This is a genomic window from Paenibacillus gansuensis (assembly GCF_042684925.1).
GTDB classification, from domain to species: domain Bacteria; phylum Bacillota; class Bacilli; order Paenibacillales; family DY6; genus Paenibacillus_N; species Paenibacillus_N gansuensis.
The window spans coordinates 492,318-506,367 of record NZ_JBHUME010000002.1; the positions used below are offsets into that span (position 1 = coordinate 492,318).

Consider the following 14,050-nt stretch of genomic DNA (forward strand, 5'->3'; position numbering starts at 1 on the left):
CCCAATTTCTAAAATGATAACGATTACATTTGTTGTGCTGCTTCCACTACTTCGAGCGCTTCCTCCTTTCCGTTCAGATTATGTCACCCCAATATTCAGCAAATCCAGTGTAAAATGTATAGAATACATCCTTTTTGAAAGCTGTTTAGAAAAAAAAGCAGAACCCATGACAGGTCCTGCTTTTCACTTAGGGCTTAGGCGTTATAAACTGCTCTTCCACTCGTCCACTTGGCGCTGCTTCTCCGCAATAATTTTGTCTACGCCCGCATTTTTCAGTTTGGCCAAAAATTCTTCGTACTTCTCCGGAAACCATCCCGCGAATACGTTACCGTATTCATCCATCACTGATTTTACAGCGGCGATCTCTGTTTTCACCGGTTCGGAAACGAAATTGAAACCTAAAAGCTCGGAATACTCCGCTTCGTTGTTCAACTTCTCTGTTGCATCCCATGAGCCTACTTGGCCCGGGTCCGTGTAGAATCCGTTAAATACATTGCCGAATACGAAATCCGTATTCGTGTTGTATCCGCTGTCCGCTATTTTCGTAATGAGATTGTCTCCGGCCTTCGTATAATGCTTACCTTCTATTCCAAACGTAATCAGGTTATAAAGCTCTTTGTCCGTATTAACAAGTTCAATCAGCATCGCTGCACGCTCAGGGTTTTTGGAAGTGGTACTGATACCTGTCATAGCAGCCGTCAAACTGTTGGAGAAAATTTTTGGCTTCGTAATCAAATTAAATACACGCTTCGTCTTGCCGTCCTTAGCCAAAGCACCATTTGTCACCATGTCGGGTTTGATCAACTCTACATTGTCGATCGGGTATTTATTTGCCTTTTCATCTTCCGTAAAGTCCTGTCCGGGAAGCTTGCTCCTCGGATCAATATAGCCTTTCTGCACGAGAGAAGCATTATATTGCGCGACCTTTCTAAGCTCAGGGGTGTCATATTGATTTATGACCTTGCCTTCTGCATTCAACCAGCCAGGCAGCTGCGTATCGCCGATCGCCTCAAATTTGCCGAAAAAGGCTGGAGCAAATCCAAGGGTATCGAAACCTATGCCTCTCAGCTTCACATCTTTATGATCCGCATGGATTTTTTCGAAGACCGGCAGAATTTGCTCATAACTCGTAATTTGGTCCAGTTCCAAATTGTATTCTTTCACATAAGGTTCGATAATACCGATACCGTACTGATTAGCGAAAATCTGCTTGTTAATTACTGCATAATTGCTGCCTTTTACTGAGGTTGCTTTCCAGATTTCATCCGGAATGCTCTTCTTCACATTAGGCATATACTGCCACAAATCATCCAGCTTCCGCAGAGCGCCTTTACTCACTGCCTGATCAAATTCATTAATCCAGTTGGAGGTAAAGACGAGATCGTAAGTGTCGCCTGCTGCAGCCATAATATTCGTTTTTTGTTTGAAATTATCCCATGTTAGCGGATACAATTTGACGGTTGCGTTTATTTTCTTCGTCGTAATTTCATTAATTTTCTCATTAACGGCCGCAAGGTCTTTCGGATCCTCCCAAGCCAGATAATGCCACGATAACTCAACAGGCTTCAGTTCAGCTGGTTCTGCTTTACTGTTGTTTACGCTTGCCGCCGGTGTCTCGTTGGAACTGCAACCGCCCAACGCGATACTGAGCGACAATACAGCGGCTGTTAGGATAAAGCCGGCCTTTTTCATTTGTTTCTTCATCTAATGGAAACCTCCCTGTTTATTGAAATCTGTGTCGACATTGGCATCGACAAACTGAATCATAGGCCAGAAGCACCGGGATTCCTAGTGTGAAAAATGAAGTTTTCAGCAATAAATCATGATTCACATGAACAATTACTAAAGATACCGGAATCCGCACAGCAACAAAAAAAGCCGCAGGCATCACGGCTGTTTTCGCATTCCGAATCATTACATATCTTCGCCGGCTTGGATAATGCCGCTGAAATGCTTAAGCTTATATTCGCTGAGGGAAACCCCTGTTTTTGCCTTGAAGAGTTTATAGAAATAGTTCTTATTTTCAATGCCCACTTCGTCCAGGATGGCGTTTAAATTCCGGCTGCCTTTTCCAAGAAGCTCAATCGTCTGGTTGATCCTGACTTCAGTGATATATTCGGCAACTGATTTCCCGTAATCATCGCGGAACAGCTTGCCGACATACACTTTCGACATATTCATCCGGTCCGCAATCGTGTCTAGACATAAGGACTTGTCGGCATATTCCTTTTCGATAATGGCTGCGATAGAACCGGTTATGGCATGTGTCCGATTCTTCTTCCAGTCCCCCACACGTTCATGAATTTGCGTAAACAGCTGATAAAACAGGACATGCACTTCTTCCATAGTCTCCGCATTGCTGACACCGCGGATAAACGTGTGAAAATCAAACCTGACCCGATACAGGCTGTTGTCAGCAACCTGGTTCAAATATTGGAAAATTCGATGGCTGATAAAGAATATATTCGAAAGCACAATGTTATAAGGAGCTGACTGTAAGCTCTCCATCAGCGTTATATACTCGTTTTTGGCCTCCTCCAACTTTCCCCTGGTCAGCAAATCCATGATTTCTTTCATGGAGGAATCCTGAAGTTCATACCCGGCATATTCGCGGTTTGCTGTCATCTCTTCCGTTATCGTTGCCATATGTCCGAAGAGCAGCCGGTAATTCGCCCACTCTGCAAGCTCCCTTCCGCGCTCCGGAAGCTGACCAAAGTCTTGTTCAAAGCTTCCGATAACAGCCGATAGGGAGAGACGGAAATGCTCATGTGAATATTGTTTCACATCTTCTGCAAGGCCGGCTATCCTGCTGTGGTCCAAACCAGATTCCGCTGAAGCTTGCTCTTGAACAATGGCTGCGATAAAGTCTTCTTCCATATCGATGACCTCGACTGCATAATGCTTGGAAAAGAGCTCCTCAACTACGTTGCTCACCGCATAAATCATAAGGTTTCTGTCCTTTGCATCATACGCAGAGGTAAACGCGGCAAACCGGTCTACTTTAAATCCGACCAGTCTGAAGGGTAAAGACGGGTTCAGATGAATTCGATAATGGGAAAGCCTTGCCGCGTGATCTATCGTTAAATGGTTTTCGAGCAGGCAATTTCTCAGATATTCTTTTTTCTTCGTATTCATTAAATCACGATTCACCGTTTCAGCTTGACGGGCCTTGTTAATAAAATCCGAAAAAATGTTGGAAAGAAGTCCCGCTTCATCACGCATATGTTCGGATTGCGCCGTACCGCTCTTTCTCATGACCTCTTGCACCAGGTTGCCAATGGGCAGATACAGCCTGCGGGATATGACGTAAAGCAGCGAGAGGGCAATTAACAAGATTAACAGGAAAATACTTACTGTGATCCACTTCATCCTGCTGATGCTTTGTGCAAATTTACCATAATCCGAATAATTGATGAAGGTCCATCCCAAATCCTTCGAGACCGAATAGCTGACCAGGACTTGCTTACCGTTGATCCGGTCCTTAAAGCTGCCTGCTTCCTTGTTCTCCTTCATAATGCTCTTAACAAAAGAGCGGTCTAATAAAGATTCATTGAATGCAAAGGTCTGGGAAGTTCCGATATTGTTTCCCTTCTGATCGATGATAATGATTTCTCCGAGATTCGATTTCTGATCCAGAGTTGTCATGATTTGCTTAAGGTAGTCGGTTTTGATATTTACGATCACAGCCCCTTGGATTCCATCGCGGCTGGTGGCGAAATCATACACGAAGTAAGAGTAGACATTATACTTCTGTTTCCCCTGGAAGATCGGAACGGTGCGCGGCACTGGTTTGCTCCGCAATACCGTTTCCGGATGCTTGACCCGTGCGAGAACATCCGTATCGGAGAAAACTCCTCTTTGGATATAACCGGACTGTGCCACACCGGGATCGGCAATAGAAAGGAACAGATTCAGCTTGCTGTTATATATGTAAATGGAGTGGACGAAAGGATTCGTGTTGATGTAAGCATAAAGCCGCTTATACTCGACCTCGTCGATCGTTGCATCCGCAATATTGGAGGTATACATCAAGCGATTGGTCTTATCCAAACCGAACAAGGAGAAAGCTAGCGATCTGGCATTATCATTCATATAATTGGCGCTGTAGCTCACTTGTGAAAGGGCTTTCGTATTAGAGTCTACCAAAACCTCCGTTGCATATTGCTCGAAGTTGGAGAGAAGTGCATAGGTTAAGACAACTAGGATCACTACAGTGAACAGGGTTAAGGTCATTATCATCTTTCGAAACAGGCTACCCGTTTTCATGACTTGCCCCCCCAATAGGTAAGATATCTCATTTATTCATACTAAGTAAACGGCGGAATGTCAACCGGTTCGATTCGTTGCGGCTGGCACTATGCAAAAAAGAGAGCCGCGATTCATCAGCTCTCTGCCTTCTACTCTACCCTTTCACCGCTCCAAACGTCAGGCCCCGTACGAAATACTTCTGGAAGAACAAGTAGCAGAATACCAGCGGGCCAGTAGTAACTACTACAGTTGCCATTCGGATGGTCATAGCAGGAGGGCTTACTTCAACGTTTAACGGTTTAAACTGCAGGGCGCTTATCGCTGATTGAATGTTATAGAGCAGTAGCTGCAGCGGTTTCAGGTGCTCGCTTTCGATATAAAGGAGCGCCATGAACCAATCGTTCCAGAAGCTGAGTGTGCAGAATAATCCGATAGTACCCAGCACTGGCGTTGATAAAGGAAGAATAATCCGTAAGAAAATCCCGATTTCGCTGGCTCCCTCCATCTTCGCAGCTTCTACCAACTCATCAGGGAGGTCTTTAAAGAAAGTACGCATAATAATGACATACCACGCATTTACAAGCAAGGGAACGATCAAGACCCAGATGGTGTCTTTCAGATGCAGGTATCTGGAAATCAGGATGTAGGACGGAACTAGCCCCCCATTGAACAACATGGTAAAAAAAATATAAAACGTCAACGGGTTACGGAACATAAAGTCCTTCCTGGATAATGGATAGGCCAATAAAGCATTCATAAATACAGATAGGACCGTTCCTATAAACGTAATGAATATCGTTACGCCATAAGCCCTCAGAAGGACTTTGGGCTGACCTATAATGTAATCATAGGCCTCCGTAGTAAACCCTCTGGGGAATACGGAAAATCCATGTTCATTCAGTGCCGCCGATGAGGAGAACGAGGCGGACAATACGATAAACAACGGCAAAATGCAGGCAATGCTAAATGCGAATAGTACGAGATAATTCATCGATTTCCCTATTGTAAGCTTCGGTTTCATGAGAAGATCCTCCTTTCCTAGAACAGCGAGCTGTCCCTGTCCAGTTTACGTACGATAAAGTTGGTGGTCAGCACCAGAATGAAGCCTACGACCGATTGATAAAGGCCTGCTGCGGAAGCCATGCCCACATCCCCGGTGCTCCTTAATGCACGGAATACATAGGTATCGATGACATCCGTCGTGGGGAACAACTGGCCTGAATTTCCTATGAGATTGAAGAACATCCCGAAATCCGCATAGAATATTTTGCCTATAGCCAATATCGTAAGAATAATCATTAGAGGCTTCAGAAGCGGTAACGTGATATAGATGATTTGCTGCCGTTTCGTGGCCCCGTCCATACGGGCGGACTCATAATATTCGTGACTGATCCCCATGATTGCTGCAAGGTAAATGAGCGAATTATAGCCGGCGCCTTTCCAGATGCTGATCAAAACCAAGATTAACGGCCATAACTCCGGTCTGGAGTAAAAATCCACCTGTTCGAATCCCAAAGCTGTAATCAGCTGGTTGATTAACCCTGTCTGCTGGGCCATAAACGGCACCACAAATGCCGCAACCACAACCCAGGAAAGAATGTTGGGAAGAAAGAACGAAGATTGCAGGTACCGATTGGCCCATCTGCTTTTCACTTCATTCATCATAATCGCCAAACTGACCGCAGCAATCAACCCTGTGGCGATAAACAGGAAGTTCAAATAAATCGTATTGTAAGTAATTCTCCAAGCATGCTCCGACGTAAAGAGAAACTCAAAGTTCTTCCATCCGACCCATTTGCTTCCCAGTATGCCATCCTGGAACTTATAATCCTTGAAGGCAATGATAATACCGAACATCGGCACATAGGAGAATAGAAACACAAAGAGAATCCCGGGCAAGGTCATAACCAAGAGAGGCAGACTTTTCTTCGCTCTCTTCCTGAAGCGTGCGAACGTATGGACGCCCGGTTGGTTTGGAACGGATTCCGGTTTTGCTTGTACAACAGTATGCATGTCTTCACTCCTTATCTGTGGTGGTTCCTTACCCACATGTTGAACGAAGCTCCTGCATACATCTACTATAAAAACCGCAGATTGTGTAAAAGCACCCGGTAAAAAGTAAAGAAATCGACGTTTTTTAAATATCTGCATACAAAAAAAGAACAAGGCACTGGTAAAGGCCCTGTCCTTCCTGCTCAATCCGGGTACGTCTCCCGCACAAACTTCACTGTCTGCCGGATCAGATCCCGAAGTACCTCGACGTCGATATCAGCTACTTTGTTTATATAGACACAGCCCTTGGCTGCCGTGTGTTTACCGAACTTTTCGAGAAGCTCATGCGTCTCCGGCAGCTGGGCGGCCAGGTACAGGCTAATCTTGGCTTTCCGCGGCGAAAACCCGGTGAGGGCCGCATCCCCCTCATGCCCGGACGCATACTTGTAGTGATAGGACCCGAAGCCGATAATGCTGGGCCCCCACATGCGGGCTTCGTACCCGGTCGTTTCCTCAAAAATCCGCAGCAGCTCATAAGCATCCTGCCGCTTCTTCGGGCTTTCCACCTGCTCAATGAATTCGATTACGCTATTGTCTGTTTCTTTGGTTTTTGGCTCGTACATCTGCATTATTCCCCTTTCGGCTTCTTTGCTCCTCGTTTCTCTTCCGCTTTGCGCTTGTTCTCCTCCACCCGAAATGCCGTAATTCTCCGGATCAAATCTAGAGGCAAGGGCTCGTCCATAGGAAATTGCACCGACCCTTTGGCCCATTTATACTTCGCAAACTCGTGCTGGAACATCTCAATTCCGCTAGCGCCCGGATAAAACCCGATATGATGCTTGAACGCGGCAAAATGAACCAGATTCCCGTGCAGCGCAAACGTCGGCATCTGATAGCTGATTCGTTCCTCTGCTTGAGGAACCACCTCCCGGATCGCTTGTCTCACTTGGTGAAGGAGCTGCTGTACCTCCGGCGGAAACGTTGAGATATATTGATCCGTTGTCTCAAAACCAGTCTTGTCCATATGCGCTCCTTTTCTCAAGAAAGTCCTGTTTTCATTATACACAAAAATGGGCAGTCCCCTACCCAAAAGGGGACTGCCTTCTCAACAAATCACTTATATACTGCGGTTTCCTCTACCTGCAAGCTCTCCCCCTTGCCTGCCTGCACTTTGGAGTTCTTGACCTTAAACGCCTTATCCTTGCCCGTCAATTTGACTTTGTAGGAAGTTTTGTACTCGCTGTTTTTCATGTCATACACTTTCAACTCCGCCTGTTCCGCTCCCGTCCAGGCAATGTCCGTCTCCTGGTCCGCCGGAACGGTGATCCATAGACGGTTGCCCAGTTTGTCAACGGTGACAGCGGCGGACTTTTGCTCGGCCTCAAAAGTTTTGTCTTTGCGCGTCTTGATCACCGTCTTCTCTCCGTTCTGCTGTGTCAGCGTCAGGGACGCTTCTTCACCAGTCAACGGAACGGACAGTACAGTTGCGGTAACACCGTCGGTGTTATACGCTGTTGTATCATTCAGGAAACCATCGGTGGAAGCCGGCATCGTAATACCTGCTACAGGGACTTCATTGCCGTAAATCAGAATCTGCTTCACCTGCTGACGGTTGCGGTTATCGCGCACTAGCGGCATGTGTTCTACTCCGGTAATGCTGTACGTTCTCATCTTCTTCGTTCCGATGCCGAACGTTCCCCGTCCCCGGCTGCTGTTGAGCGGAACGGTGCCGTCCCCGCTGACATAAACCGGTACGGCGGATTCGTCCAGGATCGGCAGCTTATCCAGGTCAGCTAGTTCCGCTACATCCCACACCGAATGCGTATACCTGTAGCTTCCAATCGTGTTCATGCCATAACCTGAAATATTGTAAAACGGTACATCCGTCAAAGGCGCGTCATAATAGCTTTGGTGTTTGGACAACGCACGATTCATCAGCTCTTCATTAAAGTCCAGGTAAGGATAATCCTGGCCATGGTTCACTCTGCTAAGGAAATCTTTCATTTTGGCGTAAGAGTCAATATTTACAAACCTGTGGTCATTGCGTTCATCGCTGTTCTTTTGCAGGTAAGTCAGTACAGGCATATAGTTGCTAGTGTGGAAATAACCCGGCGAAGGAATCAGTCCATAGGCAGAAGGAGAGTGCATCGCCAATTGCCGTCCAACGGAATTTGATAAAATCGGAATGTCCAGGTCGTATCCGTCGATCCATGACTTCAACGAGGCCGGTGCGCCCAGCCATGGGGTTCCCATCGTGATCCACTTACCGGTTTTTTTAGCATAATTCGGGTCCATCATCGCTTCTTTTACAATTAAACCGCCGTTGCTGTGCGAGATCAGCATGACTTTACTTGAGCCTGTTTTGGATATAGCCTGATCGATTTTCCGTTTCAGGAGCCCCGCCGCCTCGGTATTATCCCTGATAAAGTAATAGGGAACGCCGAACAATGTATTTCCCGAAGTATATCCTTCCGCCCGCAAATCCTCAATCATCAGGTCAAAATATTTATCCTGCCCCAACATCTCCGACTCCGGAGCAATATCGGAAATACCCCACAATCCGCCATTCTGGTCCTTGAAAAAGACGTCGTCCGGCTCTCCTGAAGGACTTTGAAGCATGTGTCTGGCCGTATCGGAGACGTTGTAGTTCATCCAAACATTCTCCATCTCGCCTTCATTGTTGTAGTGGAATAAAGAGGTGCCCCCAAATCCAGGCACAATCAGAATCGGCACGATCCCTCCGCACTTGATGTTCAACGTATAATTCCACATATCGTAAGACCCATCACGGGAAGCTACTTTGACATAGTACGTCTTGTTTTTCGGGATGATGACCGAGAAGTTCCGGCCCTCTTTGACCGAGCTGCTGATCTCTCTGCCGTCGCCGTCCAGCACCCATACATCATATCTGTCTACTGAAATTTGCAAATCGTACGGAAGTCCGGTGTTAGACACTTTATAAAAGTCCCCGTCGGAAATCGAGTGAATCGTCCCTTTGAACTCCCGCTGGTTCGGGTAGCCAGGGATTTGAATGATTTTGTTCGGGTACACACTGGCTTCTGTTGCAGAGAAAAAGGTATTGTTATTTTCAAAGCTGTCCATGTCTCTGATGATCGTTTTCAGCCGGTACGGAACATTCAAGTGATAGTTGAGCAGCCCCGTTTCCTGATACACCTGGATATAATACACACCCTCCGTAAAAGGAACCATCACAATCCCGTTCACACCGCCCGTTCCTTCGGAAGCGCCGATGAAGTTTTTGTTCTGATCATAGATGGAAAAATGCCACGTCGGCTGCTTATTCTCCAGTGCTACCCAGACCGTTCCTTTGCGCCCGGTCAGATCAAGCTTGTAATAATCTGTGTCTCTGTTCCAATGAAACATGCCCAGCATATCGTGGCCCAGCGGGATGTTCGTCGCCACATCGGTCGTGTCGTTATTCGTGTTGATCTCATTCTCTTTGGTCTCCAAACCGGTCTGTTCCAGCTTCACTTTGATGTCGTAATAGTGGAGGTTGCTGCTGTATCCGTTTTTGGAGGAGACTTTGAGATAGAAAGCTGTGTCCTTTTTGCCAAAAATATCGGTAATAGTCCCGTCAGACCAACGGTTCCCTACAGGCTGCAGGGCGGCGTCGTACAGATCGATTCTGTATTTGTCGCTGAGTACGGGAATGCTGACTGAGAAGTATCCGGTCGTGTAGGGTGATAACTGATACCAATCTACGTCCGCAGCTTCATGGATAGTCCCCTGGACCGAGGATTCGTTCGCTCTGCCCAGCTTTGTCACATAATTGGATACCGCCGTTTCCCTTGTATTGTTGACCTCATACTGATCCCCTCCGACCATGCGGATTTCGATTTCGTAGTCTTCATACGCCGGAAAATTCTCCTGATCTCTGCTCACGGAATAAACATGGACATAAAACAGGTCGCCCTTGGCTCCGGATACACCGGTAATGAGCTTATTCGTTGGATCCATGTCATTATTTTCGGACAGATAAAGCGGGTTCCGGTTCTTATCATACAAGTCCATACGATGGTCATCCGACGGGAAATTGAACATCTCTACTTCAAAACGTCCGCCCTCGGCAAGCTGGAATGTGTACCAATCCTGGTCGCCCGCTTCGCTTAAGGAACCTCCAAGAACTTCGTTGAGCGTGACCGCAATCGGCGGTGCTGCGTCCTCAAGCCTGTCGTTAGGCTCCGTATCGGAACCTGGTGCCGCCCGGAAGGACCTGGTGTAAAGTTCGTAGGAGTCCGTTACATGGAAGCCCAGCTTAGAGTAGACCTTCACATAGAACATTTGATTTTGCGTACCCGGCAGGTTTCTTATCAGTTTCTCTGCATAGTTTTCCGAATCCGCCAAAAGAGTAAAATGCTCGTTGTAAACTTTGAAGTAGTAATTTACCCCGGTTGGAAGGGAGGCTAACCCTACGTCAAACACGCCGCTTTGGCCAAGTTTCATCTGATACCAGTCTACGTCTGCTGCAGAGTGAAGAGTTGCGCTGATCTGATCGGAGGCATGCAGGCCAAGAGAAGTAATCGATGCCCGGTTGTGCTCGTCATTCGCTTCGTACTCATCCACTTTCGCCGTCTGAGTTAAGGTGAGCGTGAACGCTTGGTTCGCTTCCCCTTTGAGTTCTGTGATTTTGAGATCGTATTTCATGCCTTGTTTCAAAATAAGCGGAGTACCGCCGGCCACCACAGCAGCCCCGTCATACAACTGGTAAGCAAAGCTCGAGGTGCTGCCCGCGTCAGGGGTGACGCTTATCGTTGCAGCATAGTTGGCATCCGGTGTGAACGTGTACCATGCTTCCCCTTTAGCAGCGCTAATTATTCCGTTGATAGTCTCGCCCAAGGTCACCGCTTGTGCTGTTGTCCGCGGATCGACAGTGATGACCGGTTGTGGGGTAAAAGAACCTTCAATACGGTAATCGTGTGAAATGTCCTGGTTGAAGTAGCTGTAACTTAAGGCCGCTCTCACGAAGTAATCGTTTCCTGCCTCCAAGTAGACATTTTCCTGAACACTGCTGACCGTTTCATAGTTGTCGTCCAGTTCGTTTTCAGCCAGGTCGACGATATCCAGGTTCATGATTTTTGGAGTACCCTCTTCAAAAAGCTTCACATTCATGTAACCGGACTTCTCCACCCGGAACGGGTGGAAGTCATACTGGTCTGTTTTGCCGCTGATGGTTCCTGTGTAACGGAACGTCTCGCTTCCCGTCAGCTGATAAGGCTGCCCGGTCTCTGTGGTGAGATTGTTAGATTCTTGCTCCTGTTCATCGTAGGTAAAAACCGTTGCGGCCGTTGCTGCTGTTGATGCCGACGCTAAAGTGGAAGCCGTCACACTCGGCAGTACCGGCTGGGATAGCAGCGATAGGCTCAGTAGTGCGGCTGCTGCGGCTTTAGCCGTCTTTTGCAATCGTATGTTCATCATTCTTCTCCTTTGTAAAGTGGTCTGAAGCAAGTATATGGCGTCCCGGGGCGGTGCGTAAGGTTGAAGTTTTATCACCCGGGAAATGATATACTGGACCCAAAGGAGTGAATCAGGATGAAACGGTACATGGATCACTTTGTTCGTAACGACCGGGAACAGGCGCGTGTTCTGGCGGTGGAAAAGCTGGCCGCCGTCTTTGCGGAGAGGGCCGAACGGCATGACCGGGAAGGTTCGTTTCCGTTTGAGAACTTTGCGGACCTGCGGGAGGCGGGGTACTTGAAACTGACCGTTCCTGCCGAATACGGCGGCGACGATATTTCGCTGTACGAGTTGGTTCAGCTTCAGGAACGGCTGGCGTACGGGGACGGTTCTACGGCGTTGGCTGTCGGATGGCATATCGGGCAAGTTCATCATTTGAGGCACAGCGGGAAATGGCCGGAGGCATTGTTTGCGGAGTTTTGCCGGGCGATCGTGTCCGAGGGGGCGATGGTCAATACTTTTGCTACCGAGGCGGCTTCGGGGAGCCCGAGCCGGGGCGGGATACCGGAGACGACAGCAGTCCGCGCGGACGGAGGATGGCGCATTACGGGACGCAAAACATACAGCACGTTGTCACCCATACTTGAGCGGTTTGTGGTATCGGCTTATTTGCCTGAGGAGGATACAGTCAGTGAGTTTCTATTGAGCCGGGGCGAGGGCGTTCGCCTGGTGGAAACTTGGGACACGCTCGGCATGCGGGCGACCGGCAGCCATGATGTGGTGCTGGAAGGGGCGTATGTGGAGGAACGAATGAGGATCCCGGGCGGGAATGGAACGCCGAATAACGTGAGCTCAGGGGCTCTTCGTACGACTGATGACGGCGGCGGCTGGCTGCTGCACATTCCCGCTTGCTATATGGGGATTGCCTTAGCGGCCCGGGACTATGCTTTGGCGTTTGCCCGTTCCTACCAGCCAAATTCGCTGAGTGCCCCAATTGCCGCGCTCCCTGCCGTGCAGCAGTCCATTGCGGAAATGGAAGTGCAGCTGCGGACCGCGCGCACACTGCTGTATGCGGCAGCCGAGCGGTGGGACCGGGACGCCGAAGGGCGGCCTGCCATGAGGCACGAACTCGGCTTGGCCAAGTACACGGTCACCAACAACGCGATACGTATTGTGGATTTGGCCATGCGGATCGTCGGCGCCGACAGCCTGTCCCGCCGGCGGCCGCTGGAGCGCTACTACCGCGATGTCCGCGCGGGGCTGCATAACCCGCCGATGGACAGCTCGGTACTGCAGGGCTTGGCGCAGGCGGCTTTGGGCGAGGAGGCGGAGTAGCTTCAAAAGAAGCTGTCCCCTGCCAGAAACGGCGCCTCCCTGTACCCTATAAGGAAGTACTCATATCTGCCAAAGTAAAGCTGAGCTTCTTCATTAGGAAGCCATACCCACTCATCGATTTCGGTCTGGCAGCGGTGTGCCCGAAATCCGGCAAGTTTGGCTTCCTGATGTGCATGGACATCGATGCGGACTACATCGCTACGAGTGTAGCCGTATTGATCCGGAAATTCCATCGCATCGCCAAAGGTAATATAATACAACGCTCCCCGACGGCCGCTTGCCTGAAAAGCGGCCGTCGTTGCTTTTCCGATCGCGCAATGGTCGGGGTGTCCGCCCAGCATCTCGTGGAATGTCAGGACGACATCCGGCTGGATTTCAGTTAGTAGCCCGGCAATTCTCCGAATTAGCCAATCCATGTCGGTGAATTCCACTGTTTTGTCCCGGATATCCAGGAAGATCAGCCGCTTAACGCCCAAGCACTCGCATGCTTCGCGAAGCTCTTGCTCCCGGGCGGCCGCCATCGTTTCCCGGTTCAGATACGGCGGGTTGCCCATCCGCCTGCCCATCTCTCCGCGTGTAGCGCTCACCAGCGTAATATCGCAGCCTTCGCTGGCGTACTTAGCCAAAGTTCCGCCGCAAATGAAGGTTTCATCGTCCGGGTGGGCGAACACGGCCAGAATCTTTTTGGCGGGAATGGTCTCGATTTCGTTCATTCAGGAAACGCCTCCTTTCCCAGGTGCAGTGCCGTATGCATCCGTCCCTTGTCATCAAATCCAGCCAGCAGCAAACGGCCGTGTTCATCTATCTCATAATGAGTGAGCCCTTCGATCCGCAGCCAGCCGTTCCCGTCGAATCGAAGCGCCGCCCGGTATGGCCCTTCGCCTGCAATAAAGGCGTGACTAATCTTCACCTTGAAGTTACGGACGAATAGATACGACGTCGCCTCGCTGTGCAGATAAGTCTCTATGCCAATAAAGGCTTGAAAGCCGCGTTCTACTTCCTCTTTTCGGATCGGGTTCATGTGACGGTCCTCTCCTTCTTTTTGCAATTGTGGTATCTA

Annotated in this window: 10 protein-coding genes; 1 reads left to right on the forward strand and 9 read right to left on the reverse strand. The window is 48.9% G+C overall.

Going from position 1 to position 14,050, the window contains the following annotated elements:
* Positions 1 to 201: 201 nt before the first annotated feature.
* From ACFSUF_RS02390 to ACFSUF_RS02420, 7 genes are all read right to left on the reverse strand, one after another.
* Positions 202 to 1,704, reverse strand: coding sequence for an ABC transporter substrate-binding protein (locus tag ACFSUF_RS02390; protein ID WP_377599727.1), 1,503 nt, complete (start codon positions 1,702 to 1,704; stop codon positions 202 to 204).
* A 210-nt stretch (positions 1,705 to 1,914) separates the two neighbouring features.
* Positions 1,915 to 4,266 carry an AraC family transcriptional regulator gene (locus tag ACFSUF_RS02395; protein WP_377599729.1) on the reverse strand — a complete coding sequence of 784 codons (2,352 nt, stop codon included), beginning with the start codon at positions 4,264 to 4,266 and terminating at the stop codon, positions 1,915 to 1,917.
* 136 nt (positions 4,267 to 4,402) lie between these two features.
* Positions 4,403 to 5,269 carry a carbohydrate ABC transporter permease gene (locus ACFSUF_RS02400; RefSeq protein WP_377599731.1) on the reverse strand — a complete coding sequence of 289 codons (867 nt, stop codon included), beginning with the start codon at positions 5,267 to 5,269 and terminating at the stop codon, positions 4,403 to 4,405.
* A 17-nt stretch (positions 5,270 to 5,286) separates the two neighbouring features.
* Positions 5,287 to 6,261: an ABC transporter permease gene (locus ACFSUF_RS02405; protein ID WP_377599733.1), complete on the reverse strand. Its 975-nt coding sequence runs from the start codon at positions 6,259 to 6,261 to the stop codon at positions 5,287 to 5,289.
* A 182-nt stretch (positions 6,262 to 6,443) separates the two neighbouring features.
* Positions 6,444 to 6,863 (reverse strand): DUF1801 domain-containing protein, encoded by a 420-nt coding sequence (locus tag ACFSUF_RS02410; RefSeq protein WP_377599736.1) that lies wholly within the window; start codon positions 6,861 to 6,863, stop codon positions 6,444 to 6,446.
* Between the two features lie 5 nt (positions 6,864 to 6,868).
* Positions 6,869 to 7,264, reverse strand: a complete 396-nt coding sequence (locus tag ACFSUF_RS02415; RefSeq protein ID WP_377599738.1) for an iron chaperone — start codon at positions 7,262 to 7,264, stop codon at positions 6,869 to 6,871.
* A gap of 89 nt (positions 7,265 to 7,353) precedes the next feature.
* A complete protein-coding gene (locus ACFSUF_RS02420) occupies positions 7,354 to 11,676 on the reverse strand; it encodes a lipase/acyltransferase domain-containing protein (protein ID WP_377599740.1) in 4,323 nt (1,440 codons plus the stop codon).
* A 114-nt stretch (positions 11,677 to 11,790) separates the two neighbouring features.
* On the opposite strand from ACFSUF_RS02420, the gene ACFSUF_RS02425 reads away from it, so the two are divergent.
* Complete coding sequence (locus ACFSUF_RS02425) at positions 11,791 to 12,990, forward strand: acyl-CoA dehydrogenase family protein (protein ID WP_377599742.1); 1,200 nt, start codon at positions 11,791 to 11,793, stop codon at positions 12,988 to 12,990.
* A gap of 2 nt (positions 12,991 to 12,992) precedes the next feature.
* On the opposite strand, the gene ACFSUF_RS02430 is transcribed toward ACFSUF_RS02425, so the two are convergent.
* Together ACFSUF_RS02430 and ACFSUF_RS02435 are read right to left on the reverse strand one after the other, a co-directional pair.
* Positions 12,993 to 13,703 (reverse strand): PIG-L deacetylase family protein, encoded by a 711-nt coding sequence (locus tag ACFSUF_RS02430; protein WP_377599744.1) that lies wholly within the window; start codon positions 13,701 to 13,703, stop codon positions 12,993 to 12,995.
* On the reverse strand, positions 13,700 to 14,011 hold the full coding sequence (locus ACFSUF_RS02435; RefSeq protein WP_377599746.1) for a DUF1806 family protein: 312 nt from the start codon (positions 14,009 to 14,011) through the stop codon (positions 13,700 to 13,702). Before ACFSUF_RS02435 ends, ACFSUF_RS02430 begins: the two co-directional genes overlap by 4 nt.
* Between the last annotated feature and the right edge of the window lie 39 nt (positions 14,012 to 14,050).